The following is a 26966-nucleotide window of genomic DNA, read 5'->3' as shown; positions in this document are numbered from 1 at the left end:
ACGATGACCGGCAAGTCGCGAGGCAAAAAAGGCAGCCGCAAGGGACGCCAAGCAGAGGGCGTTGAGCGGCGGCCCGTCGAACCAGAAAGGCCTGCCGACTCTGCCGAGCCCGCCAACGGGCCCCGGCCCGGTTTTCCCGTCATCGGCATCGGCGCATCGGCGGGCGGTCTGGAAGCGCTCAAGCGATTCTTCTCGAAGATGCCGAAGCGGCTGGGCATGGCGATCGTGCTGGTGCCGCATCTCGACCCCAAGCACAAAAGCATGATGGTCGAGTTGCTTTCCAAGCAGACCGATTTGCCGGTCACCGAGGCCAATGAAAATGTGCTGGTGGAGCGCGACCATATTTATGTGATTCCGCCAAATCGCTATCTGTCGCTGACGGATCGGCATTTTTCCTTGGTAAAGCCGGAAGAAGGCCGAGCGATGGCAATCGCGATCGACGGCTTCTTCCGCTCGCTCGCCGCCGACGCGGAAGAGCGAGCGATCGGCATCGTGCTCTCAGGAACCGGAAACTACGGCGTGGCCGGTCTGCGCGAGATCAAGATCGCCGGTGGAATCGTGCTCGCCCAAGATCCGGATACGGCCGGTTTCGATCAAATGCCTCGAGCAGCCATCGCGGCCGGCGTGGTCGACAGCGTGTTGCCCCCCGAGGATATGCCGCGGGCGATCATCGACTTCGCCAAGCGGTTTTTCGATCGGTTGCCGGGAACCGAGGCGGGCGAATCCGATCTGGATTCACAGCTCATATCGCAAATCGGCCCGATTTTGAAACTACTGCACGGCCAAACGCGGTGCGATTTTCAGTACTATCGCAAGAAGATGATTCTGCGGCGCGTTCTGCGACGCATGGGATTGCGTCAAATCGATCAACTTGGCGAATACCTCGGCTATCTCGGCGACCATCCCGAGGAGGTCGTGGCGCTGCGAAAGGACCTGTTGATCGGCGTGACGAGTTTCTTTCGCGAGCAGCATGCGTTCGAGGTTCTCGAGCGGCTGGTGATTCCCAAGCTTGTGCAGGAAAGCGACGGCCGGCCGGTACGCGTCTGGGTGCCCGCGTGCTCGACCGGCGAAGAGGCGTATTCCCTGGCGATGCTGCTCTTGGAAGGATTTGCCGCGGCCAAGAAGATGCCGTCCGTGCAGATTTTCGCCACCGACATCGACGAAGATTCGTTGAACGTCGCCCGCCATGGCAGCTATCTTGAGAGCATTGTCGGCGATGTGTCGAAGCAGCGGCTTCAACAATTTTTCGTGAAGGTGGACGACCATCATTATCGGGTGTCGAAGCAACTCCGCGAATCGATTGTGTTCGCGGCGCAGAACTTGATTTCGGATTCGCCCTACTCGAAGCTCGATTTGCTGAGCTGCCGCAATTTCTTGATCTATCTCGAGTCCGAGATGCAGCAAAAGCTTGTGGCGATGTTTCACTTCGTGCTCAATTCCGGCGGAACGCTCGTCTTGGGGCAGTCGGAATCGATCGGGCGATCGGTCGACCTCTTCGAGCCGATCTCGAAGAGTTGGCGCGTGTTCCGCCGGGTCGGCGCCAGCCGCCATGATCGACTGGAAATCCCGATTGTTTCGCAGGCCAGAGCGCTGGGTGGGCGATTGTTTCGCACCGAGGCGCCGCCGCAACCCGCGAAGAGCCTTCCCCACTTGATGCAAAAGCATCTGCTCGAAGATTACACGCCCGCCGCGGTTTTGATCGATCGTCATTTTCAGGTGCTTTGCCAGAACGGGCCTCTTACCGCGTATCTCGAATTTCAAAGCGGCGAGCCGTCGCGCGATCTGTTCTCGCTATTGCGCCAAGGATTGCGCGGGAAAGTTCGTGCGGCCGTCCAACGGGCGATCCAGGAGAAAGCTCGCGTGGTCGACACGAGCGCCCAGGTCAAACGCGGCGACGGCTATGTCCCTTGCACGATCGAGGTCAAGCCGGTCCAGGCGCCAAGCGACCACGACTTGTTGCTCGTCAGCTTTCGCGACCGCGAATCTTCCCCCGGCGAAACCGCTGCCGGCGAATCCATCGCCGGTGGGCCGGGCGATGCCGCGCTGGCACGCCAGCTTGAAGACGAACTGAAATCGACCCGCGAAGAATTGCAAGGGGCCATCGACGATCTCGAAGGCTCGCATGGCGAGTTGAAAGCGTCGCATGAAGAAGTCATGTCGATGAATGAAGAACTCCAATCCGCCAACGAGGAATTGGAGACTTCGAAAGAGGAATTGCAATCGCTCAACGAGGAATTGACCACCGTCAACAACCAGCTCCAGTCGAAGGTCGACGAGTTGGAGCGCGCCAACAACGATATCACCAATCTGCTGGCGAGCACCGATATCGCCGTGGTATTTCTCGATGCGGCGCTGCGGGTGGTGCGGTTCACGCCGCCCGCGGTGAAGCTGTTGAGCCTCTTGCCGAGCGATGCGGGCCGGCCGTATGGCGATCTGTCGCCGAAATTCAACGATCCGCAGCTATTGGCCGAGTGCCGGCTCATGCTGCACGGCAAGCAGTCGGCCGATCGGGAGGTTTGGAGCAGCGCCGCGATCGATTCCGCCCCGGATGCACGACAAGAATCGCCGCCGCGGTGTTACTTGCGCCGCATCCGGCCGTATCATGCGGGCGAGAAGCGGATCGAAGGCATCGTCGTTACGCTCATCGATATCACCGATCGAATCCAGGCCGAAGCGCAGATTCGGCGCTTCGCCGCCGTGCTGCGCGATTCGAGCGATGCCATGTTGGTCTACGATCTCGACGGCAAAATTACCGCCTGGAATGGCGGAGCGCAGCGCATGTACGGCTATACGGAAGCCGAGGCACTGAACATGAACCTCTGCGATCTGGTTCCCGAAAACCTGCGCAGCACGTGCCTCGATCAGATTCGGCCCCCGAACGCCGCCGCGCACATCGAGTCGGTCGAAACCCAGCGGCGCACCAAAGACGGTCGCACACTCGACGTGTGGCTTAATGCCGCCTGGCTCACCGACGAAGTGGGCAAGCAAATCGCGCTGGCCACGACCGAGCGCGATGTCACCGATCGCAAGAAACACCTCCAATCGCTGGAATCCTTGACGAACCAATTGGAGCAGCAGGTCGCCACCCGCACCGAGGAACTGCGGAGAAACGAGGATCGCTTGCGGGCGATCGTCGATAGCGTCGCCGACGCGATCATCACCATCGATCAACACAGTTCGATCGGCACCTTCAATCGATCCGCCCAGCGGATATTCGGCTATGCTCCGCCGGAAATCATCGGCCAGAAGATCGGGCTGCTGTTGAGTTCGGCAGCGGGTGAAGACGCCGATTCGGCCACACGATTCGAACTCCTCAAGGATAACTTGCACGACGGCGCGCGCGAGTTGGTCGGCCGCCGCAAAGATGGCACGACATTTCCCGCCGAATTGGCAGTCGGCGATTTGTCCGACGGCTTCGACCTGTCGACCATCGTGATCCGCGATGTTTCGGAACGGAACGAGTTGCAGCGGCAAGTGCTGCAGGTGGCGGAGCAAGAGCAGCGCCGCATCGGCCAGGATTTACATGATAGCACGCAACAGGAACTTTCCGGTTTGGGAATGATCGCCCACAGCCTCTACGAATCGCTGGAGCATGCGAGCCCGCAAGCGGAAACAGCCGCCCGGCTTTCGGAAGGCATCGGCCGAGCGCTCGAGAATGTGCGCCACTTGTCGCGCGGGCTGGTTCCGGCGGAGATCGGCGCCCATGGACTATGCTTTGCCCTCTCGGAGCTTGCCAAGCAGACCAACGAATCGGGCCAGATCGATTGCCGCTTCGAATGCGACGAGAATGCCGAAGTCCGCGATCAGTTCGTGGCGACGCATTTATATCGCATCGCCCAGGAAGCGATTACCAACGTGCTGAAACACGCCAGCGCCCAACACATCGTCGTCGCCTTGGAAACGCGGCCGAATTTCGTTACGCTGAAAGTCACCGATGACGGCTCGGGCATTCAAAGTCCCCGCGATGCCGGCAAGGGCATCGGACTGAAGGTGATGTCGTATCGCGTGGGACTGATCGGGGGCTCGTTGCGCGTCGAGCCCTTGCCAGGGGGCGGCACCCAAATCGCCTGCACCGCTCCTCTTCGTTAATACGCCGCGAGGGAGACTTCCGATGAACAAAATGCTCGATCCGCCCAAACGCGTAAGAATCCTGATCGTCGATGATCATCCGCTGGTGCGCGAAGGGCTGACGACCCGCATTTCCTCGCAGCCCGACCTCGAAGTTTGCGGCGAGGCCGAAGACGTCGAAGATGGTTTGCTTCAATTCAAAGCCTGTGAACCCGATTTGGCGCTGGTCGATATTTCGCTCAAAAAAGGACACGGCTTGGAATTAATCAAGCAAATCAAGACCTTGAATCCCGAGGCGAAGATGCTCGTGATCTCGGCCTACGAAGAATCGTTCTACGCTGAACGGGCGTTGCGGGCCGGAGCCCTTGGATATATCAGCAAACAGGAATGCCGCGAAAATGTGGTGGGAGCGATCCGAACCGTGCTCGAGGGGCGTCGCTATCTCAGCCCGCAGATGACGGATCAATTGTTGGGGATGGCAGTGACCGGGCGCGAGCCAACTCCCCTATCGCCGGTGGAAAAGCTCACCGACCGCGAACTGCAAGTGTATCAACTGATCGGGCAGGCGCAGACCACGAGCAGCATCGCCAAGCAGTTACATTTGAGCCCCCACACGATCGATTCGCACCGCGAAAAGATCAAAGCCAAGCTGGGCCTGAAAAACGGCGCCGAGCTGACCCGCCACGCCTTGCAATGGGTGTTGGAAAATCGCTAACGGTCGAACTGCGATCAAAGCTTCGTCAAAACGCCGGCGGCTGGTGCCTCGCCAATCACGCGCGGATCGTTCGTCGCTTTGGCTAGCGCGATATTGAAACCGGATCGAGATGCGATTGCCGTGGCTGCGCGCCCATCTACGTTTTGCTGCCGTTTGGCGGGGGAGGTCGGGGCGGTTTGAGCTGATCGTTGACGGCGGCTTGGACGAATGGCTCGAAATTCTTCGACCCAGGTGACTCCAAGCTCGCGCAGCGAAACGGGCCAACGATGGCTGGAACGCATTTGGTCGGTGATGGCCACCGGCGCGGCACGCGACTGCCCCCGAAGGCTCCGGCGTGCCAGAACCCGCGGAAGTCACAACCCCTCACCTGAAAGGCAGATCAGAATTGCCCCCTGAAGGACTTGAACCTTCAACCCTCTGATTAAGAGTCAGATGCTCTGCCAATTGAGCTAAGGAGGCGTTGCGGGCATTCACCGCAGCAGGGCAGTTTAGTCCATTCAATCGCACCGATCAAGGCACACACGGCGTTGCCAGCGTCGCCATGGTGCCCTAGAAATTTCGCGCTTCGTTGGGGAAAGTGGAATTGTTCATTTTGCCCAATAGATAATCGACCAGCCCGATCGCTTCTCGATAGTCGGGAATGATGATATCGGCCCCGACTTGCAGAAGACGGGCCCTTTTTCGTGGATCGACTTGGCCGGAACCGTTGTTCGCCTCGTCGCTGGCGACCGCAACGGCGATCCCACCAACGGCTTTGACGGCTTCGATTTCCGCGAAGCCGTCGCCGAAGCCGAGCAGTTGTGTGCCGGGGATGCGGTCGTCGCGAAGCATGCGCGAGATAACCAGTGGCTTGGAGAATTTCGCCGCATCGGCGTGCGCTCCATAGATGTGCGGGCCGAAGTAGCGGGTTAGGTCCAACAGATCGGCTTCATGCTTGACGGCCACATCGTCGGTGCCGCTCGCCAGATACAGCCGCAATCCGAGCCCGCGCAAGTGTTCCAAAAGCGGCCGCACCTGGTGCACGAGCAGCGACTCGGCGGCCAGCTCACGGCTCTGCAAGCCGGCCCGGCGGGCGCCAGTGTGCCGCTCCAATCGCTCGAGGAATCGCTCCTTATACCACTCGGGATCGTGGGGGGTGCCGCCGCGCTGGCGAATTTTTTCGGCCAACAGAATCATCTGATCGATGGTCGGCTTGCCGGTGAGCCGCATAATGTCTTCGACAAGGGCCGGTCGAAGCTCGGCGCCGGTTTCGCCCGGCGAACGTGGGAGACAATCGAGAAACAGCCCGAGCATGATGTCGGGCCAGCCTTCGCGCACCAAGGAGAGCGTGCCGTCGAAATCGAAGAGCACATGGCTGATCTCGGGCCGGGGCGGCAGCGGCGCCGCGAATTCGACATTGGCCCAGCACCGTTCGCGGGAGTGTTCGTTCTTCATCCAGGAGATTCCGTCATGCGTTGCTCGTGACCCGGCAACACCATCTTGAGCGAAGGCCGCCGATTCGGGAAGGGCGTCGCCGAGGAGCCATCGAGCGCTCGCCTTGGGGACCATCCGGGTTCTACGGGCATCGCGGCGGCCATGCGGCCTGATTGGCAACGGTCGGTTCGCGGCCGCTGCGTCCGTCAAACTCGGTATTGTCGGCGATGGGGGAGCGAATATCCGAAGATTTTCGCTTCCAGCCCGTAGGAACCGCTTGACACAGGCCGAGGGATGATTATGATTCGTGTAGTTTAACGACTTGTTTGTGGGGACATTGCGAAAACAATGATCTCCGTACGGCAAGGCGGCTGCCTTGGCAGCACAGTTTGGCTGCGGTGGAATCCTGCGGCCATCCTTCGGCACGCGGGGCTCAATTGAAACGAGCCTCGTCGAGGGCTTCAGACGCTTCTTGATCCGATTCCTGCTCTCTGGTTTTGGCAAGGCCCGTTCTTGTGACAGGCCAAGTCTGGCAGGGGACCGCATCAGTTCTCCGAGAATTGGTGTAACAAAGCAGGATTTCAGGATTTAGTTCGCGGAGCACGCACGGCATTTGCGGGGTTGGCAACGCCGTTGTCTCGATCGGTTGAAAGGTTTTTCCGAAGCGCACGCTCTGGCGAATCTTTGCCACGCTGACACCGCAGCGCTTACACGATGTTTTTCCTTCCGCGCAACAGGCGCGATGACTAGCCATCGGCACGGCACCAATTAGCCCTCGGCATGATTTTATAGCCCCGGCAGGATACACGGCCCGGTAGGATCAGAGCGCCGGCATCGGACCACCGATATAGAATTCCGTCGGTTTCCGGCGGCTCCATGATTTTATCTTGCGGCTTCGCAGCGCGGCAGAGTCCGTTGCTCTGAAACGGCGTTCAAACTGGCCGCGAAGCGATAAGAAGTTAGCGTCATCCCCAAGACGAAGATCGCCGCAGAAAACGGTTCAAGGAAAAAGCTCGTCGGCGACGTGGGGATGGCAATGATTGTTGTGCGCATCGCGCGCGAGCGAAGTTTCATAGGCTTGATCTGCTTGCCGCCAGAATGGTTTCGTGTTGACCTTGCAAGCGGGTGATCTTGCATGCGACGAATTCGCAGGTCGTCTTTGGTCCAGGCCGCCGTCGCGCGGCTGCCGGTCGAAGCGATCCTAGCGATTTGATCTTCGATCGAATCTGGCCGTTGATTTCGGCGAGGTTCGGTTTTGGCCGGTTCTTTGTGGGTGGCGACTGTTCGCATGGAACGGTCGGTTGTTCTTTTTTGGAGGTCTTCTCAGGTGAGTTATATGGGCAAGCGGAAAAAGGGCCGCGGTCGTGGGCGTGGTCCAGGTGGTGGTTCGGCACATGGACCCGGGGGTGGCGGAGGGCACAGCGGCGGGCACGGCGGAGGGCACGGCGGCGGCCGGATGAACGGCGGCGGGATGCGATCCCGCAATCGCCGTTTCGACGGAGAAAACTCTCTCGCGCCGCTCCCCTTCTCCGAACAAGACGGCGCTCCCGACAACGGCGAACCGGTCGAGCTCGTGGCGGGTGGCGGAGTTCTCGAACTGCACCCCAACGGCTACGGTTTCCTCCGCAACCCAGACAACAACCTCACCCGCGAACGCTCCGATCCATTCGTGCCAGGCACGATGATCGAAAAATTCCGGCTCCGTGAAGGCGTGCGGCTCAACGGCATGGTTCAGCCCGGCCGCCGCCAGCAAGGCCCGCGGTTGAAAGAGATTCACGACGTCGATGGGATGAAGCCCGAGGATTACCCGAACGTCAAAACGTTCGACCAACTCACGCCCATCAACCCGGAAACGTGGCTCAAACTGGAAACCGGCCAGCAACCGCTCACCACGCGAGTCATGGATTTGCTCACTCCGCTCGGCAAGGGCCAGCGAGCCCTGATCGTCGCTCCGCCGCGAACCGGCAAGACGATTCTCTTGCAGCAGGTCAGCCAGGCCATCTCGGCCAACTATCCGGATATCAATCTGGTCATGCTGCTGGTCGACGAACGGCCCGAAGAAGTGACCGACATGCGCCGCTCGGTGAAAGGCGATGTCATCGCCAGCAGCCTCGATCGCGATGTCGAGAGCCACGTGCGTCTGTCGCAACTCGTCGTCGAGCGTTGCAAGCGCATGGCCGAGATGGGCAAAGACGTGTTTCTGCTCATGGATTCGATCACACGAATGGCCCGGGCCTTCAACAAGTGGGTCGGCAACACAGGCCGGACGATGTCGGGCGGCGTGGATATCAAGGCCCTTGATGTTCCGAAAAAGTTGTTTGCCACCGCCCGATTGTTCGAAGAAGGGGGCTCGCTGACGATTGTGGCCACCGCGCTGATCGACACCGGCAGCCGCATGGACGAACTGATCTTTCAGGAGTTCAAAGGCACCGGCAACATGGAGCTGGTCTTGGACCGCAAGCTTGCCGACCGCCGCGTTTGGCCGGCGATCGACATTTCGCAATCCGGCACGCGCCGCGAAGAGAAGCTGCTCGATCCGGATACGCTGCATGCCGTGAACATGCTTCGCCGCACGCTTTCGACCATGCACCACGTCGACGCGATGGAGCAGTTGACCCGCCAGCTTGCCAAGTTCAAGTCGAACACGGAATTCATCAAGTTGATCAGCGGCTCGCGCTCGATGGATTAGCGATCGGCTTTGCCTCCCGCGAAGAGCGAACTGAAAGAATGGATACGCCTCGTCCTCGATTCGGGCGTACGCTATGCGCCTTTGGTCTTCGCACGAAGCCGATTTCTCGCTGGCAAAGCCAGTGGCACACAAGCGGCATAAGGTAACGGGCACGCTCCGTGTGCCGTCTGCCCACAGCGTGGCTTGGCACTCGTAGATTTCGCTTGCCGGTGGCACGCTGCGCATCGCTACTGGCCAAGGCCAGCAGTGGCATCCTTGCGGCATCGCCGCGGCAGCGGGAATAAATAAGCGGCGGCCCACGAATCTTAGGGTGTCCGGTCGCGTCGAGGCTGCGGCCGGACATTTTGGCCAATCGGTCGTCGCCGGCTGCAATTCTGCATCTGCGATCGAGCGCGCCCGGGTATTTATCCGCGGGCAGCGGAAATTTGGCGAATCGGCGGTCCGAGCGCCGGATCGCGTTGCAGTTACTCCATTTTGATTTTTGCGATCGCTCTGCGCGCCGACGGCGGCACCGCAGTAGTTGGGCTTGGTGAGACGCGTCCGCGACGACGCCGTGGGCTACGCCGACCGCCGCTTCGTAGCGAGCTGACGGCGACGAAAGCGTTCAAAGCTTCGAAGATTATTTTCCGGAGAACCATCATGGCAAGCAAAGATCGGGCTAACCGCACCGGCGTTGAAGAATCGGAGGACGCCGAATTCGAGCAGCGTTCGTTCATCAGCCATTTTCGCGATTTTGTGCGCACTCAAGCGCCGTGGTGGGCCGTCAGTTGCACGGCCCACATGGCGGCCCTGGCGATGCTGCTGCTCCTGGGCCGAATGATTGTCCCGAAGGCCGACACCGGCGATGTCGGGTTTAATCCGCCGGAAGCGGTGGTAGATGCCTCCGATGCGCCGGTCGATCCGCCGATTGTCGATCCCGGGCTGCCTGATATCGACGAGAAAGGGCTGACAACGATCGCAATGATCTTCCCCGAAGCGATGGCAAACGATTTGACATCGACGCCCGGCAACACGCCCGGCGAGCAACCACCAGGCGATCCGTTGAAGACGGACACCGGTTTCGTCGGAGGGGGCACCGGTTTTCTTCCGTCCGGCGCGGGACTCGGTGGAAAGCCGGTCGGCCCGATCGGTCCAACTGGCGGATTCGGTGCTTGGCGCGACCGTTCAAAGATTAATATTGACGGAAACACCCCCAGTTGCGACAGAGCCGTCGTCGCCGCTCTCTATTGGTTCGCTCGCCATCAATCGCGAGACGGCGGTTGGAGCTTGCAAGCATATGCGAAGATGTGCAAAGATCGCACTTGCACGGGCGCTGCCGACCAAGAATCGCTCTCAGCCGCCACGGCAATGGGTATTCTGCCCTATCTTGCCGCCGGCCAAACGCATCTCACCAATGGCCCGTTCAAACAAACAATCACCGCCGGAATCTATTGGCTTGTGAATCATCAAAAGGCCGACGGCGATCTCTCGGCCGATGCCAGCGGCAAGCAATCGTGGATGTATTCTCACGGCCTGGCGACGATCGCGCTTTGCGAATGCTACGGCATGAGCCACGACAAGAACGTCGGGCGCTCGGCCCAAAAAGCGGTCAATTTCATCCTCGCCGCACAAAACACGAAGACGGGCGGCTGGCGTTATCATCCCGGCGACGACGGCGACACATCCGTTCTCGGCTGGCAGTTGATGGCCCTGAAGAGCGCTCAGATGGCCGGGCTCTCGGTCAATCCGGCGGCATTTGACGGCGCGAGGAAATGGTTGAAAGCGGTGGGCGTCGGTGGTGCGGCGGCCAGCGCGAGCAGCGGAGCGGCGAGCGGCGAATTTGCTTATCAGCCCGATGGCGCGCCATCGCCTACGATGTCGGCCGTCGGACTGTTGTGCAGCCAATATTTAAACGCCGGCAAAACCGATCCAGTGATCGTCGGCGGCGTGCGCTATCTGATGGCCAATCTGCCGGATGGCGGTTCGCCGAACATCTATTATTGGTACTACGCCAGCCAAGTGATGCACAACATGGACGACCACGACTGGGACGTTTGGAACCGCAAGATGCGGAAGATTCTGGTCGAGAGTCAAAGCCGTGCGGGTTGCTCGGCGGGAAGCTGGGATCCCGACAAACCAAACCGCGACGCCTGGAGCGCCCATGGGGGCCGCATCATGACGACCAGCTTCGCCACGCTCACGCTCGAAGTCTACTACCGCTACATGCCCCTCTACCGCACCGACCACCTCGACGCGTTGAAATAGGTCTCGTCCCGCGGCGACATTCGACGCGCCGCCGGGTAGTGATACTTTTGCACGTAGGTCAGGCTTTCCAGCCTGGCATTCCTCGCGGTTTCGTCAGCCGAGAAAGGCTGACCCACGGCGAACCGTACCACTATCCGCCGCGGAGGTCGATAGACGCTCTCCCTGCCATGCGATACGATCGAGTCGATTCACACTCGACACGTTGGCCTTTGCTGGAGCGGACGCATGGCGCAGCATCTTTCGTTCGGATCGGTGTTCGTCGGAAAGACTGCCGGAGCTGAAGAACTCACCGCTGAACGAGCGGCGGCCGAAGAAGTTTCCGAATCGCCGATGCGGATTCTGATCGTCGGCAATTTCCACGGCGCGGGGCAACGGCGCGGCACGCAAGCCGCTTCGCCACGGCCAATCATGGTCGACCGCGATACGATCGACGAAGTGCTCGCGAAATTTCATCCGATGGCACGGCTCGAGGGTATCGATCCCGATGGCTCACCGGTCGAAATCGAATTCATGGAACTCGACGATTTTCATCCGGACCGCTTGTACCGCGAGTTGCCGCTCTTCGACAAGCTCCGCGACATTCGCGACCGATTGGAAAGCCAAACCACATTCGCCGACGCGGCCGCCGAAGTGCGCGGGTGGGCCGAGGCACACGCGGTCGAATCTAAAGCCAAACCGGGGTCCGAACAGGCCGCGGAAGCCAATCAATCTCCCGCCGCCGCTGCACCGCCATCGATTTCCGGCGAGAATCTGTTGGACCAGTTGCTCGAACATTCGGAGGCCTCGCCCAACGAACATGAAGCTTCGCGGCAATCGAGCGTGTTCGATTTGCTGTTGGAAAAAGTGGCTGGGCCGTATCGCATCGCGGCCGACAATCCCGATAAGCAACCGCTCGTGGATCTGGTGAATGCGTTGGCGGCCGATCGCCTGCGTGCGATCCTACACCAGCCTGAATTTCAGGCGATCGAATCGGCTTGGCGGTCGATCGATTTTTTGACGCGCCGCGTGGAGACCGATGCGAATCTCAAGCTATTCGTCGTCGATTTGCCAAAGGAAACGCTTGCCACAGATTTGGATGCCGTCGCTGGGCTGCGATCGTCGCAGCTCTATAAGCTTTTGGCCGATCTGCCGGCCGGTTCATCGCCGTGGGCGATGGTGGTTGGCAATTATGAATTTGCCGCGACTCGCGATGACGTCGAAATGCTGGGCCGGATCGCGCAGATCGCAGCATCTGCCAGTTCGCCGTTCGTCGCGGGAGCTTCGCCTGCCGTATTCGGATGCCCCGCCCCCGCCGAGCGGCCCGATCCCGACGATTGGCACGAGCCGGACGCGACGGGTGCCCAAATGTGGCGGCAACTTCGCAGCCTGCCGGCAGCGACGGCGCTTGCGCTCGTGTCGCCGCGGTTTCTGCTCCGGCATCCGTATGGCCCGGGAGCGAGCGAGACGGAAGAACTTGAATTCATCGAATTGCCGACGCCGCAGCACGATGGCTTTTTGTGGGGCAACGGCGCGTTCGTCGCCGCTTGCCTAGTGGCGCAAGCGTTCGGCGAAAACGGCTGGAATTTGAACCAGAATTTGGGCCGCGATATCAATGACTTGCCCCTTCATGTTTACGACGACGATGGCCAGCCGGTGGTGAAGCCGTGTGCCGAAGCGCTGCTGGGCGACCGGGCCGCGGAACGGATTCTCGAATTCGGCATCATGCCACTGCTGTCGTTCGCCGATCGTGGCTCGGTGCGGCTGGCTCGGTTGCAATCGCTGGCTGATCCGCCCGCGGGGCTGGCTGGTCGCTGGCAATAATCGCGATGCGAGGCCTCAATCGTGCCGCGGCCGGACCGCGGCACAGTGCGCCGAAATGCTTCATCAATCTGTTTCTGCGCTCGTCGTGTCAAGATTAGCGAAACCGCGCCCCACTTTTCGGTCCCCGTTAGCGCGGGGCTGGGGCCCCGGATAGCCCAAGCGGGTCGGCGACTTCCGCCATTGCGTCGATGACGAACTGGATGTGTTCGTCGAAATCGACGCCCAAATCGGCGGCGCCGCGGGTCATGTCGTCGCGATTGACTGCGGCGGCGAATCCCTTCGCTTTCATCTTCTTGCGCACGCTCGATGCCTGCATGCCGCGGATTCCTTCCGGCCGCACCCTGGCGGCGGCAGTGCAGAATCCCGCCAATTCATCGCACGCATACAAGGCCTTGTCGAGGCGCGAAATTCTCGGGCAATCGGTGAGATAGTCGGCGTGCGACTTGATGGCGTAGATTACTTCCGGCGGATAGCCGAGCGAGGCGAGAATTTCCGCGCCGCGCAGCGGATGGTCCGGAGGATTGGGCCAGCGCTCGTAGTCGAAATCGTGCAACAAGCCGACGACGCCCCAAAGCTCCTCGTCTTCGCCGAACTTGCGAGCGTAGGCCCGCATGGCCGCTTCGACGGCCAGCATGTGCTTGCGCAGGCTGTCGCTGGTGGTGAATTGGCAGACGAGGTTCCAAGCTTCGTCGCGATTCATATCGCATCGTGAGGGGCAAAAATAAGCGATCGCCGGTTCCGCCGCACGGCCCTTACCCGGCGTGATTGGGGTGTCACCGGCGGATAGCGGCATTGCCGCTCAAACGAGGATGGCCCTCGTGAGCGGCGAAGCGCTAGCCGCCGGTAATTGCGTCCGTGGAACTTTGCTGCAAGCTCACGCTCCGGCGAACTATTTCTTCTCGGCGGCGGCTTTGGCCTTTTCGTCCTCGGCCTTAGAAAGTTCGGGGTTCGGCGTGGCGTCGCCTGGTTCGAGGTTGAGTTCCCATTTGATCGCGCCAAGCAGGCATTCTTGATACTTCGGATTGGCCCAAACTTTTTCGTCGTGGCCCAGGCTGATGTAGAACACCTTGCCCTTGCCCCAGTCGCGGCACCAGGCGATCGGCTCGTGATAGGGTTTCTTCTTCGAGGTCTTGGCCATGTCCATGCTCATGAGCACATGAACTTTATCGGCCTCGAAATTCTTGAAGTGATAGATTTCGTCGGCAATTTCGAATTCATCGCCCCACGGCTTCATGGCGGGGAAATTCTTGTCATGCACCTTGATCCACACCTTCGAACCGTTCCCCCAGGGGTGCTCTTGGAATTCGCCGCCGAGCATTTCGAGATACGGGCGGTAGTTGTGATACGTGTCGCTGGCCGAGTGGGTGCCTATGAACCCGTGGCCGCGTTGCTTGAGCCAGTCGTTGAGGAAATAGTCCAGGTTTTCTTTGGGAATCTTAAGGTCACCGGTGGTATAGAAGAAGACGATGTCGTAGTTGGCCAGTTTTTTCGGCGTCATCTCCTTGGCGGCGTCTTGCGTGCAATCGACGCGGAACAGATTGCTCGATATGCCCAGATCGGTCACGGTTCGTTCGGCGACCGAGAGCTTGTCGTCATGTCGGGTCACGGAGCTATGCCGATAGCCGGCGCTCTGAGTGACCATCAGGATTCGATAGGCATGCGGGGCGGTCTTCGTTGCCGAACTTTCATCGGCCGAAGCCATTTGGCTTAAACCGACGAGCGCAACACAAGCGGCGCCGGCCACACACAAGGAAAACAATCGGAAACGGCGAAACATCGGTTGCTCCTCAAAAGGCGGGAAGGAAGGTGGGATAAAGAATGCAGGGCGGGATATCGACCACTCTATTTAACCAGCGGGCCGCGGCGAATGCAACTATCGCAAAATCGCGAGTCTCGCCGATCGTTCCTCTCGCGGAGGTTTGGACCGCCGATGCCAAAAATCACGTTTCATGCTCAGCGCGGGTCGCCCGAGTTAGCACCGCCGCCACGCGACGCTCACCGTTGCAAAATCGAATTGCAGCCGCGATTTCATCCGTCGTTCGGACTCGGCTAACCTCGGCTCATTAGATTGGTCCGTATCGGGCAGTGCTTGTTTTGCGGAGTGCGAAACAACCGCCATTGTCGGCCGCTGTGCATGAACATCCCGACGTGACCAAATAGGGTCTCGGTTCGGCGAAACTGGAATACGTCGGCCCGAAGCATATTGGCGACGTCGACGGCTGGGTGTTCAAGACGCAATGGGACGGCAAAGAATATCCGTCGCAGATCTTCTGTAGCGCCGACCGAGTTTATTTCGGTGGCGGCGCCAGAGCCTATATTGCTGCCGACTGACCAAAGAGATCGAAGAGCTTCGCCGTTCGAACCGGGCCGCATTCCTCGACACAATTCTTCCCGGAATCATCGCACCCGGTGGATGGGAAGAGTTCGACGAAAAAAGCCAGCGCGATTAATCCGATCTCATTTGGTATCCGTGCGGAAGGGCGCGGCTGGGAGGCCTTCTTTGTTGGCGAGGTTCGACTGCGCGATGCCACGAAAGGCAAACCGGACGGCCGCTGGATTGGTCACCGCGTCGCTAATGACGATCACGCTCGGGCCGTCGATCTCGGCAGTGGCCGGCAGAAACTTTTTATCCGCGCCGGCGATCATGAACTCGGTGAGCGGCTTGCCGTCGCGTGAGATCAGGCCGCCGCCGACGTGATCGAACGAGATGCGAATCTTCTCTCCTTCGATCGCCATCGATTTGTAGATCGGTCCGGAATAAACGAACGGCCGATTGTAAACCTTCGCCAGCGCCCACAACGCCAACCGCCGGCCAACGTCTTGTTTGTCTTTGGGATGGATTTCGTCCAAATCGCCGATGTCCATCGTCAGCGCGATGCCCGTGTTGGGAACGGTTTGGACGGTCTTCAATTGGGCTTCCCACAGTTCGGCTTCGGCGGTTCCGTCGCCGCCATAAAAGAAGGGGGCGATCTGCACCATGCCGAACGGAAAATCCCCCTGGCCCCAATCGGTCCGCCAGTTGCGTATCAACGTGGGCAGCAACACTTGATATTGCGTGCCGCGGCCGACGTTCGCTTCCCCCTGGTACCAAATCGCGCCGCGGATGGCGAAGGGAATCAGCGGAGCGATCATGCCGTTGTAGAGCGACGACACTTCATACTCGCCGACCATGCCCTTGAGAGTCGGCTCCGCCGACAGTGCCTTCCGGCTGGTCCATTCCTCGGCCGGAGTTCCGCTCCACGCGGCGAAGATCAAGCCCACGGGCACCCGCAAATCCTTGTGCAAATCGCGGCCGAAGAAATAGCTCGCGGCGGAAAACCCGCCCCATGCGCCGGCCCCCAATGTTTTCGGGCTGCAAACATCCCACGATGCGGCGACGTCCGAGGCAGGCTGCCGGGCTCGTTCCTTTGGAACCCAAAAGAGCCGGATTCCCGGATAATTTGCGGCGGCGATTTCCGCTTTGCCGTTCTTGGCCGCCCCGACGCCCATCTCCATATTCGACTGGCCGGAGCAGATCCAGACTTCGCCGACCAGCACATCCTCCAGCGTGATCTCATCGCCGGAACTCCCCTTGATGGTCATTTCCAGCGATTTGCCCTCGGCAGTGGCGTCGAGCTTGGCGAGCGTCACTTCCCAACGGCCGTCGTCGCCGGCCTTGGCGGACACGGTTTGCCCAGCGATGGAAACCGTCACGGCCTCCCCCTTTTCCGCCCAGCCCCAGATCGGCAAGCTCACGCCGCGCTGCAAAACCATGTTGCTTCCGATCACGGCCGGCAGCCTGACCTCGGCGGAAGCGGAATCTAAACAAACGAACAGTGCTAGCGTTAGCGCGCAAACGGGCAAAGCGGATCGGCGAAGCATCAGACTACCCTTGGAAAAAAGCGGCGGAAATCGAGCGAGGGACCGGGCGAGCGAAGCATAACGGCGCCCGAGAAATCCTGCAATCGATCTTGCATTGCGGATTGCGCGATTGCAAGTGCCGGTATTGAAATGCCGCGACTTTCCCTTGGCCGCTGGCGATGGGCGATGCGATGGCGACAAACCGATAACGGTTGAGAACGCCCGCGGCCCCCGCGAGCCGGCAACTTCAATCCGGCGTCCGCCGCCGCATCGAACGCTCGCTGTGCGACATGCAAATGGCAATATGCGGCCTAAACACGGGAAGCCCGACAACGGCCAAGCCTTCCGCGGCAATGTCCAGGCCACCCGACAGTTCGACCGAAAATTTTCGTTGTCCCGACAACGGCGCGATCAACCGCCTCCGGCCCGTAGCATTTTTGAGAGTCGCAAGCCGACCGCGCGAATTCGTTGTTGATTGAAGCGCCCGATCATTAGGGGTAAAATGGGGCTAGCCGATTCTTTTCTCGAAGATGAGGCCACGCGTAGCGAGGCGCTTGGCTTTGGCCAGCGGAATTTTTTATGCGAGAAATAATTTCATTTCGGGGTTGGCCGACTCTTTGCGTCGTGGGCGGCGCGGTACTGTTTGCCGGATGCCAGAAAAGCGGCCCCCCTTCGCTGGGGTCCAGCATGGTCGGCGCGCTATCGGCCGGTGATGCGGGATCGATCGAGGATTTAGACGGCCGCGCGGCGGAGCCGATGCCGAACGAGCGTGCCGTGGCCTATGTGTTTATTTTCACGCGCAGCGATTGCCCGATCTCGAATCGCTACGCTCCGGAATATCGCCGGCTGTGGGAGAAGTTTCACGGACAGGGGGTCGTGTTTCGGCTCGTCTATCCTGATGCCGGCGATACGGCCAAGGCGGTTCGGGATAATTTGACCGCATTCGATTTGCCGCTCGAGGCTGTTCGCGATCCGCACCATGCGTTGGTGCACCGCTGCGGAATCCACACGACGCCCGAGGCCGCCGTGTTCCTCGGCGATCGCCAGTCAATGGTCTACCGCGGGCGGATCGACGATCGGTTTGTCGACTTTGGCGTTGCGCGCCGCGAGGCGACGACGCACGACCTCGAGCAAGCCATTCAAACCGCAATCGACCACAAGTCGAACGGGCTGGTCACCACTCGGGCCGTGGGGTGTACGATTGCCGACGCGCCATGATGCGAATTCTCGTTCGTAGCGCTGTTCGGGCTTCAGGCTTCCTGTTGGTGGTTTTGCAGGTGCTAGCGCTAGCCGGTTGCGGCCGCGGCACAACCACCGGTGTCACCGACGCTCAGCCGACGTTCGATCGCGACATTGCGCCGATTGTCTTCAACCACTGCGCAGCTTGCCATAATAACGATGGATCCGCGCCGTTTCCGCTGCTCACGTATGCGGAAGTGAGGAATCGCGGGCCACAAATTGCGCAAGTGACGAAAAGTCATTTCATGCCCCCCTGGCTTCCGCGCGGCGGCGATTACACGTTCTCCGGCGATTGCAGCCTGAACACTCAGCAAATCGCGAAGATTCACGACTGGGTGGCAGCGGGGTCCTTGGAGGGGAATGCGGTCGATTTGCCGCCGGCGCCCCAAGGACCGCTGCGGGGCAAGCCCGACCTGGTCGTGGAAATGCCGCACGCCTACATGTTGCAGCCCGAGGGGACGGACGTCTGGCGGAAATTCGTGATTCCGGTGCCGCTGGCGTCGGCCCGTTACGTCCGGGCGGTGGACATCCGCCCGAGCAATCCGAAGGTCGTCCATCATGCGGTGGTGCATATCGACACGACGGGCAAGATCCGAGCCCTCGCGGCCAAGAATCCGGATAACGCCATAGACGGCATGACGACCTATCCGGAAGAACGCAATCCGCCGGGGCATTTTGTGAACTGGCTGCCGGGCAAAATCCCATTTGCCGACGACCCTGCCATGGCATGGCGGATCGAGCCGGGAACCGACTTGGTGGTGGAAGCGCATATGCTTCCGAGCGGCAAGCCCGAGCCCGTCCGAATCAGCATCGGCTTTTATTTCACCGACACTCCGCCGAGCAAATTTCCCGTCGACTTTCTACTCCACTCGGAATCGATCGACATTCCCGCCGGGTCTCAAGATTTCGAAGCCGCGGATTCCTATCAGATTCCGCAAGACGTGCAACTGTTGGGGTTGTATCCGCACTGCCACTTGTTGGGCAAGACCGTAGACGTGTGGGCGATTTTTCCGGGTGGAACTAAAAAGACGCTGCTGCGGATTCCTCGCTGGGATTTCAACTGGCAGAATGCATACCGCTTGTCGCCCCCGGTCTTGCTGCCGCGCGGAACGACCGTGGCAATGCGCATCCGCTACGACAACTCGGCGGAAAACGTTCGCAATCCATTCAACCCTCCCCGCCGCGTCCAATTTGGCTATCACACCGACGACGAGATGGCGCAAGTCAATGTGGATGTGCTACCGCAGAGCGCCGCTGCGGCCAACGAATTCCTCGTCGATTTTCGCCGGCACGACATCCTGGGAATGATCAAATCGTACCAATTCACGCTCACGCTTCATCCCGACGATGTCGTGACGCATGTGGAATTAGGCAAAGATCTCGCGGTCACCGGCCATGTGAACGAGGGCATCGAATCTCTGCGGCGAGCCGTCGAGCTCGATCCTGGCAACGCCGAGGCCCACTACTACTTGGGTCGCTTCGAAGCGACGCTCAGCAAGCCCGCGATCGCTCGGCTCGAATTCGAAAAAGCGATCCATGCCGATCCGAACTACTATTTGGCCGTGTCGGAGCTCGGCCTTTGGCACATGCAAAACGGGAATCTCGACCAAGCGGCCGAGCTGCTCGAGCGTTCGTTGAAACTACACCCGCGGGACGCGGTAGTTCTCAACAATTTGGGCATCGTGCGCTTCCGGCAAGACAATCGCGGCGAAGCACTGCGTTGTTTTAAGCAGGCCGTCGCGGTCGCCCCCGACTACCGCCCCGCTGTCGACAATTTGCGACAGGTGGAAGCAGCGGCAGGCAACTGATTTCCCCAAAACCATCCGGCTCGATCGTGCTTCGGCTCGATCAAACAAACAAACTCGTGTGGCGTCAACGCAGGAATTTGGGATAGCTAAAGCGATTCGCCCGACAATTTGCCGCCCAACAACCGACCCCAAAACTTTGGCGCAACACTAACCCGAAGCGTTAGCGAGGGAGCGCCGCAACGGCGCCATCGTCTCGCTGCAGGCGGCACAGCCGAATGCACATTGGACCAATACGTTCGTGACGGCGGCCCGCAACGGAGCGCATCCTCGCTTACGCTTCGGGCTAGTGTTGCGTCGACGCTGGATTTTGGGATGGTCAAAGCGATTCGCCCGACGCTTGCCGCCTCACTACCGACCCACGATCCCAAATCGTCGCGGTCACGCAACACTAACCCGAAGCGTTAGCGAGGGAGCGCCGCAACGGCGGCATCGTCTCACTGCAGGCGGCACGGCGCATGCACATTGGACTAATGCATTCGCGAGGCCGACCCGCAACGGAGCGCATCCTCGCTTACGCTTCGGGCTAGTGTGGCGTCGACGCTGGAATTGTGAGATGGCCAAAGCGATTCACCCGACGATTTGCCGCCCAACAACCGAACCACGATCCCAAATCTTTGCTGTGACGCAGCACTAGCCTGTGCGCGACGTTACCGCGCTACTCCGTGATACGCTTCAAGCGATTCGCAAAGCTTGTCCGTGCTCGCCGGAGAGCCAACGAGCACATGGCCCGGCAGCAGTAATTTCGGAACGGCTCCCGCGTCCAGCAGGTGATAGATCCGAGTGTCGTCGGCAAGCTGCCGTGCGACTCGGTCGCCGGCAAGCGTCTCATCGAGCGATTTCTGCCCCAACAATTCGGCTGCCCGAGACCGAGCGACCGCCAGCGCCGGTGGCTCGACCGGTTCCATTAGCCAATTGTGGTAGGCCATGAACGAAGAGGGTCGCGCGTTCCAAACCGCGAGCGCCAAGCGTGCGTACTCGCAGGCATGTTCGTGCGGCGTTTTGGTGACGGCGACATACTTATTGCAATCCGCATTGATGGGCGTCGGCAACAATGCCAGCGTCAGCCGGCCACCGTATCGGGCAAGCGCCTCGTGCGTTCGATGATGCAAACTCCGGCACTCGGGACAGGTGTAGTCGAACATTTCGGCAATCACCCATTCCGCTCGCGGGTCGCCGATCGTCGGCACCTCGTCGACGTCGACCACCACCTTTCCCCCGACGAGCGCGAGCCGCCGATGCGGACCAGGTCTTGCCCACGGATCGGCCTCGGCCAGTGCGGTAGAAGACGGCTGCTTATCAAGCGACTGCGGCGGGTTCGTTGCCGCAGCCGAAGCAACGGCATTGCCTGTGCATCGGCTCTCAAAACTCTCCGCGACGAACGATTTCGAGACCGGCGCCGCTGGAGTCGCGTGGACTTCAAATCCTCGCTCTGGCGGGCTGATGGCAATCTGTCCGCCGATGAGAATGCCCATGCCGACAAGGCCGACCAGAATTAAGCCGATGCCGCTATTGAAACTTGATGGCACGCGGCGACCGGACACGTCCGCCGGCGGCCAAGCAATCGGCAAATTCCAGAACAAAATCGCGGCCAATGCCAGCCCACAGACGTGCAACCCGATGCAATAAGGGCACATGCTTTTCAGAGCGAAGAGTTGCAGGCCCATGAACCAAAGGCTTGCCCCGGCGATGAGCGTGGCCAGCGGGAGCAAACACATCCAATCGCCGCGCCGAATTCGCTGGGGACGACCCGACCCGATGCGGAGCAACAGCCCGAACACGCATCCATAGGTTACGATCGCCGGCAGGCCGACGGGCAACCCGAACCAAGTCGACCATCGGCTGAGCAGCACGCTGCCGCAACCCGCTCCACTATCGTCGCCACATCCAGCGACATGGCCTGACCGCGCAAGCGAGGCCCACAGTAAATAGCCGCTGATTCCGATCGCCACCAGAGCGATCAATCGTGCAACAACACGAATCCCGATCGTTCCGAGCAGGCGGCGGGCGGGCGAAACGGAATTGTTCGTCAAAAACTCCGTCGGCGAACGCGGCGTCGAATCCACGGCAACAATACCACGATATCAAGGAAGCAGCCCCGCTCTCGAGTCTGCCGGAAATTCACCAGCAATCATCTTAGCCAGCGGATCGCGCCGTTGCATGATCCGGCGGCCCGTCGCCCGATTCTCGCTCCCCGCGGATCAGTATCGCGCATTGACCGTCGTCAGCGGAAAACTGTCGGTCCGAAAGGGACCTGCCGGGAGGCCTTGCTCGTTGTAGAGATTGCAAATCGGATTGTCGGCCCAAGCGTAGCGGACCGCGATCGGCCGAGGAACCTGCGGCGACCGGACAACGACATCGGCGCCGTCGATCTCGGCCTCGGCCCATTTCCATTGACGGTCTTTGCCACAGATGGCAAAGCCTTCAAGTTGGCCTTTTGGGCTGTTGCGTACCAGCGGCACGGTCGTAGGCGACGACGAGGAGGGTTGATAAGTCGCCGGCACATCATGGGCCACCAAGCGCGAACCCGCGGTGGTGAAATGGATGCGAATCCTGTCGCGCTCGATCGCCATCGATTCGAATGCCGGCGCGGTCGCCACCATACGTTTGCCATAGGTCTTGGCGAGCGCGAGCCGCGCCAGGCGTTCGCCGACCACGCGCTTATCCCGTGGATGAATGTCGGCCTCTTCGCCCACGTCGATCAACACGGCCTCGCCGGTGTTCGGCAGGGCCAGCGATTTGGTCTGGGCTTCGCGCAGTTCGGCCCACTGGCTTTCGCCGGGCATTTTGCGGTGCGGCATGAAGTTGGGAAGCTGGCAGAAATAGAAGGGGAAATTTCCTTGTCCCCAATGCTCGCGCCAGTCTCGAATCATCAGCGGGAAGCTGGTGCGATATTGCCAAGCGCGCTCGGTGTTCGATTCGCCCTGATACCACACCACTCCCGCGATGGCATAGGGAATCTTCGAGCGAACCGCGTAGTCGAAGAACATGCCGGAGGGAAAAGGCTGCGGGGGCCGCGATGGGATGGCAGCTTTCGCAGTTTCGGTTAGCGGCGGCAGAGCGAATTCAGTCTTGGCCAGCCATGGTCCGGCGAGCGAAATCGGGCCCGAGCGAAAACCGGTTGGCCCTGGAGCGATACCGGCATTTCCCGCGGCGCTGAAAACGCGGACCGCGAGCGTCGCGCTGCCCGGCCGAACCTGCGGACCGCGAACGATGCATTGGTGCGAATCCGGGGGCCCGCCAACGCGCGACTCGCCCACTTTCACGCCGTCCCAATAGACGGTGGAAAAGTCGTGAATCGCACCCAATTCCAAGAGCAGATCCTTGCCGACCAACTCCGCCGGAATCGTCACTTGCCGCCGGACCCAAACCGCGCCGCTCTCCGGCAAGCCCGCATGGACGAACAGCTCCGGCAGATTGATTTTCTTCCAATCGGTCGTGTCGGCTCGCGGCGATGCAAACGCATCGATCTTGTCCGTCGGATGGTCCTGCCGCCCGTATCGCGACTGCCATTGCAAATAGCGCGGACCGTAACTGTCAAAGACGCGGCTCATTTCCATGACCCGCTCCTTGCCGGCCTTCAGATCCTTGTCTCGATCCATTCCTTCAGGACTGATCCAGAGTTCGATGGCCGTGGCCGGCTGCAATGCGATCGGCAATCCCACGGGAACGTTTAGCTGCCTTTGCAATTCTTTGCCAAAGTAGTAACCGACGGCTTTGAAATCACCCGTGGTGCTCGGATCGGCGACGATCCATTTGCCATTGTCGTATTGCCGCAGCCAAGAATTGGCCGAAGCTGGAATTTCCGTCTCGGCGTTCATCGCTTTGGACACCTCCAACGCCATGTTCGATTGTCCGCCACAGATCCAGACCTGACCGACCACAACATCCGCGATGGCGAGCCGGTCATTGCCTTGCACGACGAGCACGAACGGTCCGCGGCCGACATTGCGAAGATCGAGCGCAACGCGCCATTGGCGATCAGCGCCGGCGATTGTTTCCGCCCGTGCGGTGCTCAAGGAGACGACGACTTTTTCACCGGGCGCGGCCCGTCCCCAAACAGGCACCCGTTGCGCCTTTTGCAGAACCGCATGCTCGGTAAAGAGCGGCGGCAGCGAAACATCGGCCCGACACGGCGCCAAAATGGCAAGCCAGCCGATGAGGCAGCAAACGAAGGAAAGCCGGCGCAGCCACGAGTTCAATTCAATCTTCGACACAGTGCAACGGCTCGGCTGTGAACGGGAGGTGACGGACAACCTAGAATACTCGAAATCGCATTCGGCTACATGGCGTCGCGTAGCCGGCGCCAATTTGGGACGACGTGGCGAGTCTGATTGAACCGACCTGCGTCCGGCAACCTGAGCCCGATGCGTGCGGCACGATGGTTCCAGCCGGTGACTATTGTATTGTCTGCGAAATATCGTGCTTTATCAAACGCGGCGAACGGTTCACCGGCGAGCGAACACCGAGAACAGCGGAAAGCATCCGAACGGATGAGCAAAACCGCCTGACGTCGGCAGTGAAAAACTTCGGCATTTAACTCGGTTGTGTGTTCTCCGAGTTCTCGGTGGCTCGGTGATAAGAAATGAAGCCAGGAAGGTGTGCCCGCAAAATTGCCGGAAAACTCCTCATTGGCTTCTTCGACCAAGCCGGTGCTTTCCATTGGACGCTTGTCTTCGGCTAGCTGGCAGAGCATATTGTGCCATTGGATTTTGCATGCCCCCGCACGAATGCAGTCCACCGCATCCGCGTTTGAAACTGCGGGCCGGCGAACTGCGGGTCTTCGGATCGGAATTGCGGCACGGATTTTCGGCACGATTTTTACGACCAACACCATCCACGAGTTTACCATGAAATGGGTCTTTGCCTGTCTGATTGTGCTTCTGCTAAGCGCCGGCGCGGCCCGCGCCGATGTGCGGGTGTCGAACCTGTTTGGCGATAACATGGTTTTGCAACGGGAAATTGCCGCCCCGGTTTGGGGCATGGCCGCGCCGGGCGAGGCCGTCACCGTGAAAATCGGCAATGTGCAAGTTTCCGTCCAGGCGGATGGCGAAGGCAAGTGGATGGCCCGACTGCCGACGATGGAAGCCGATGCGAAACCGCAGGATTTGATCATCAGCGGCAAGAACATGCTGACGATCAAGAACGTGCTGGTCGGCGATGTGTGGATCTGCTCGGGGCAGTCAAACATGGAGTTCGGACTGGGAGGCGCCAACGCGCCGCAGGATGTTGCCGCGGCCGATTATCCAACCCTGCGGCGCATCAAGTTTGACCACCGTGCGGTCGGCCAGCCGAGCGACGAAGTGCCCGGACATTGGGAAGTCTGCACTCCGGGAAGTGCGCCGGGCTTCACGGCCGTCGGCTTCTATTTTGCTCGCCGCATCCAGAAGGACATCGGCGTGCCGATTGGTCTGCTCGACGACAACTGGGGGGGCACGCAGATCGAGCCGTGGATTCCACTTGCCGGCTTCCAGATGGAGCCGTCGCTGGCAAGCGTCCTTTCGGAAATGAAGCAGCGGAAACACGACTATCGCGAACAACTCGTAAGAAGCCTGGATGGGATCCAGAAGTGGGTTAGCGAAGCCCGCCAGGCGCTGGCCTCGCCCGGCGCCGAAATCCCGGCTTCTCCGCCAATACCCAACAATCCGCTGACCGACCCGGGCTTTCCCACGACCCTCTACAACGGCATGATCCACCCCGTCGCGCCGTTTGCGATCAAGGGCGCGCTTTGGTATCAGGGAGAGTCGAATGGCGGGGAAGGGGACGAATATTATCACAAGATGCGGGCACTCGTGGGTGGCTGGCGCAAGGTATGGGGCCAAGGAGATTTTCCGTTCTATTTCGTGCAACTGGCCAATTTCACGCAGCCCAACCACGACCCGGCCGGCGGCGATGGATGGGCCCGGCTACGCATGGCCCAGTTCAAGAGCCTCGCGATAGGCCACTCCGGCATGGCCGTCGCCATCGATCTCGCCGATGCCGACAACCCCGGCGATATTCATCCAAAAGACAAGTTCGACGTCGGCGAACGTCTGGCACTTTGGGCCTTGGCCAAGGACTACGGCAAGAAGAATCTGGTTTACAGCGGGCCGCTTTACAAGGGAATGAGCGTCGAGGACGGCAAGATTCGCCTCCACTTCGATTCCCTCGGCAGCGGACTCATGGTCGGCAAGAAAGTGGGACGGAACCCCACCGTCGACGACAAGGACGGCAAGCTCAAGCGGTTCTCCATCGCCGGTGCAGATAAGCGGTGGCATTGGGCCAACGCCGAGATCGACGGCAACACGGTCGTGGTGTCGAGCTCCGAGGTTACAAAGCCGGCGGCAGTTCGCTACGCCTACACGATGAACCCCGAGGGCTGCAATCTTTACAATCGCGAGGGCCTGCCCGCCTCGCCGTTCCGCACCGACGAGTGGTAATCGAATAGCGTGGCAAGAAAGTATCCGCCGTCGATCGCGGCGGCCGCCGTTTCGTTGCTTTCGAGCGTTAGGATGGCCGCATTGATGAGCGAGCCGCGTTCCACCGAAAGGCTGCGGGGACAGGCAAAGTAGGCGCTGCTGGTGCCGCCGACCACCTCGGGCCTGTCGAATACGATGCCGCCGCCCTCCGCAATATCACCAACGTAAGAACCATCTTGAGATTCGTTGCGGGGGCAATGTTGTCGACGTCGCCGCTGCTTCCGCTTGGAGCGCGCGGTTAGCTTTCGCACCAATTGGCCGCCCGATTCCGCCCTATCGCCCGCCGAATCGATCCTCTATTGTTCGCCAGCCAGGTGCATCACAACCTTGTGCGCCCCAGCCGGATTACGTCGGCACGGCGCCCACTCCCCCGCCTACGATTCTCCGCCGCAACTTCAAGACTGTGTTGCAGATACCTAAATGGAACGGCGAACCGCGGCATGGCTGTCCGGCGCGTGGCGCCAAGCTTCGCGAAGCCGTGCTGGTCGAGGTCGGCATAACGTAACGGCAAGAGTACCATCGATATCGGTCATGGCGCATCGGCGCAAATCCGCAAAAATTTGCTTGCGTTGCTTGTAATCTTGAATTAGATTCCCCGTTGGACATAGAGGGGGGGTATTGCCAGGACCAATTCCCAGCGCGGAGCGCTTGGTGGGTTCGGGGCGACGGTAGAAATGCAACGCATTCGCGTTTCG

At 60.3% G+C, this 26966-nt stretch carries 16 protein-coding genes and 1 tRNA gene; 8 read left to right on the top strand and 9 right to left on the bottom strand.

Features of this window, described 5'->3' with window-relative positions; all coding sequences use genetic code 11:
* The first annotated feature begins 3 nt into the window (after positions 1-3).
* Together VHX65_11305 and VHX65_11300 are read left to right on the top strand one after the other, a co-directional pair.
* Positions 4-4089, top strand: coding sequence for a chemotaxis protein CheB (locus VHX65_11305; protein HEX3999128.1), 4086 nt, complete (start codon positions 4-6; stop codon positions 4087-4089).
* Positions 4090-4111: 22 nt separating this feature from the next.
* On the top strand, positions 4112-4783 hold the full coding sequence (locus VHX65_11300) for a response regulator transcription factor (GenBank protein HEX3999127.1): 672 nt from the start codon (positions 4112-4114) through the stop codon (positions 4781-4783).
* Positions 4784-5169: 386 nt separating this feature from the next.
* Here the strand turns inward: VHX65_11300 and VHX65_11295 are convergent.
* From VHX65_11295 to VHX65_11285, 3 genes are all read right to left on the bottom strand, one after another.
* A tRNA-Lys gene (locus VHX65_11295) sits at positions 5170-5242 on the bottom strand.
* 90 nt (positions 5243-5332) lie between these two features.
* Positions 5333-6217, bottom strand: a complete 885-nt coding sequence (locus VHX65_11290) for an HAD family hydrolase (GenBank protein HEX3999126.1) — start codon at positions 6215-6217, stop codon at positions 5333-5335.
* Positions 6218-7078: 861 nt separating this feature from the next.
* Entirely contained in the window at positions 7079-7270 is a 192-nt protein-coding gene (locus VHX65_11285; protein HEX3999125.1) for a hypothetical protein, read from the bottom strand.
* Positions 7271-7532: 262 nt separating this feature from the next.
* Between VHX65_11285 and rho the strand changes: the two genes are divergently transcribed.
* The 3 genes from rho to VHX65_11270 all read left to right on the top strand — a co-directional run bounded on the left by rho (position 7533) and on the right by VHX65_11270 (position 12929).
* Entirely contained in the window at positions 7533-8885 is a 1353-nt protein-coding gene (gene rho / locus VHX65_11280) for a transcription termination factor Rho (protein HEX3999124.1), read from the top strand.
* A 639-nt stretch (positions 8886-9524) separates the two neighbouring features.
* A complete protein-coding gene (locus VHX65_11275; GenBank protein ID HEX3999123.1) occupies positions 9525-11129 on the top strand; it encodes a prenyltransferase/squalene oxidase repeat-containing protein in 1605 nt (534 codons plus the stop codon).
* Between the two features lie 225 nt (positions 11130-11354).
* Entirely contained in the window at positions 11355-12929 is a 1575-nt protein-coding gene (locus VHX65_11270; protein ID HEX3999122.1) for a type VI secretion system contractile sheath large subunit, read from the top strand.
* 127 nt (positions 12930-13056) lie between these two features.
* On the opposite strand, the gene VHX65_11265 is transcribed toward VHX65_11270, so the two are convergent.
* The 3 genes from VHX65_11265 to VHX65_11255 all read right to left on the bottom strand — a co-directional run bounded on the left by VHX65_11265 (position 13057) and on the right by VHX65_11255 (position 16790).
* Positions 13057-13629, bottom strand: coding sequence for an HDIG domain-containing protein (locus VHX65_11265; GenBank protein HEX3999121.1), 573 nt, complete (start codon positions 13627-13629; stop codon positions 13057-13059).
* Positions 13630-13818: 189 nt separating this feature from the next.
* Positions 13819-14706 (bottom strand): ThuA domain-containing protein, encoded by an 888-nt coding sequence (locus VHX65_11260; protein ID HEX3999120.1) that lies wholly within the window; start codon positions 14704-14706, stop codon positions 13819-13821.
* Positions 14707-15386: 680 nt separating this feature from the next.
* The gene (locus VHX65_11255; protein HEX3999119.1) at positions 15387-16790 is read right to left on the bottom strand and encodes a sialate O-acetylesterase; all 1404 of its coding nucleotides are present in this window, start codon (positions 16788-16790) and stop codon (positions 15387-15389) included.
* A gap of 666 nt (positions 16791-17456) precedes the next feature.
* Here VHX65_11255 and VHX65_11250 point away from each other — a divergent pair.
* Positions 17457-17987, top strand: a complete 531-nt coding sequence (locus tag VHX65_11250) for a redoxin domain-containing protein (GenBank protein HEX3999118.1) — start codon at positions 17457-17459, stop codon at positions 17985-17987.
* Positions 17984-19816: a tetratricopeptide repeat protein gene (locus tag VHX65_11245; protein ID HEX3999117.1), complete on the top strand. Its 1833-nt coding sequence runs from the start codon at positions 17984-17986 to the stop codon at positions 19814-19816. The genes VHX65_11250 and VHX65_11245 overlap by 4 nt, the downstream gene beginning before the upstream one ends.
* 647 nt (positions 19817-20463) lie before the next feature.
* Here VHX65_11245 and VHX65_11240 read toward each other — a convergent pair.
* From VHX65_11240 to VHX65_11230, 3 genes are all read right to left on the bottom strand, one after another.
* Positions 20464-21879 (bottom strand): vitamin K epoxide reductase family protein, encoded by a 1416-nt coding sequence (locus tag VHX65_11240; GenBank protein ID HEX3999116.1) that lies wholly within the window; start codon positions 21877-21879, stop codon positions 20464-20466.
* A gap of 135 nt (positions 21880-22014) precedes the next feature.
* Positions 22015-24030, bottom strand: coding sequence for a sialate O-acetylesterase (locus VHX65_11235; GenBank protein HEX3999115.1), 2016 nt, complete (start codon positions 24028-24030; stop codon positions 22015-22017).
* 65 nt (positions 24031-24095) lie between these two features.
* Positions 24096-24650, bottom strand: a complete 555-nt coding sequence (locus VHX65_11230; GenBank protein ID HEX3999114.1) for a hypothetical protein — start codon at positions 24648-24650, stop codon at positions 24096-24098.
* Positions 24651-24663: 13 nt separating this feature from the next.
* Between VHX65_11230 and VHX65_11225 the strand changes: the two genes are divergently transcribed.
* On the top strand, positions 24664-26232 hold the full coding sequence (locus VHX65_11225; protein HEX3999113.1) for a sialate O-acetylesterase: 1569 nt from the start codon (positions 24664-24666) through the stop codon (positions 26230-26232).
* Positions 26233-26966: the final 734 nt, after the last annotated feature.

The sequence above is a fragment of the Pirellulales bacterium genome, from assembly GCA_036267355.1.
In the GTDB taxonomy this organism is placed as follows: Bacteria; Planctomycetota; Planctomycetia; order Pirellulales; family DATAWG01; genus DATAWG01.
This window is presented reverse-complemented; position numbering and strand designations above follow the sequence as displayed.

Bases quoted from the DNA above. Each gene is read 5' to 3' on its own strand.
- VHX65_11250 (HEX3999118.1), top strand. From the start codon at position 17,457: ATGGTCGGCGCGCTATCGGCCGGTGATGCGGGATCGATCGAGGATTTA.
- VHX65_11290 (HEX3999126.1), bottom strand. From the start codon at position 6,217: ATGAAGAACGAACACTCCCGCGAACGGTGCTGGGCCAATGTCGAATTC.
- VHX65_11230 (HEX3999114.1), bottom strand. From the start codon at position 24,650: ATGGTGTTGGTCGTAAAAATCGTGCCGAAAATCCGTGCCGCAATTCCG.
- rho (HEX3999124.1), top strand. From the start codon at position 7,533: ATGGGCAAGCGGAAAAAGGGCCGCGGTCGTGGGCGTGGTCCAGGTGGT.
- VHX65_11305 (HEX3999128.1), top strand. From the start codon at position 4: ATGACCGGCAAGTCGCGAGGCAAAAAAGGCAGCCGCAAGGGACGCCAA.
- VHX65_11245 (HEX3999117.1), top strand. From the start codon at position 17,984: ATGATGCGAATTCTCGTTCGTAGCGCTGTTCGGGCTTCAGGCTTCCTG.
- VHX65_11285 (HEX3999125.1), bottom strand. From the start codon at position 7,270: ATGAAACTTCGCTCGCGCGCGATGCGCACAACAATCATTGCCATCCCC.
- VHX65_11265 (HEX3999121.1), bottom strand. From the start codon at position 13,629: ATGAATCGCGACGAAGCTTGGAACCTCGTCTGCCAATTCACCACCAGC.
- VHX65_11255 (HEX3999119.1), bottom strand. From the start codon at position 16,790: ATGCTTCGCCGATCCGCTTTGCCCGTTTGCGCGCTAACGCTAGCACTG.
- VHX65_11300 (HEX3999127.1), top strand. From the start codon at position 4,112: ATGAACAAAATGCTCGATCCGCCCAAACGCGTAAGAATCCTGATCGTC.
- VHX65_11260 (HEX3999120.1), bottom strand. From the start codon at position 14,706: ATGTTTCGCCGTTTCCGATTGTTTTCCTTGTGTGTGGCCGGCGCCGCT.
- VHX65_11225 (HEX3999113.1), top strand. From the start codon at position 24,664: ATGAAATGGGTCTTTGCCTGTCTGATTGTGCTTCTGCTAAGCGCCGGC.
- VHX65_11270 (HEX3999122.1), top strand. From the start codon at position 11,355: ATGGCGCAGCATCTTTCGTTCGGATCGGTGTTCGTCGGAAAGACTGCC.
- VHX65_11275 (HEX3999123.1), top strand. From the start codon at position 9,525: ATGGCAAGCAAAGATCGGGCTAACCGCACCGGCGTTGAAGAATCGGAG.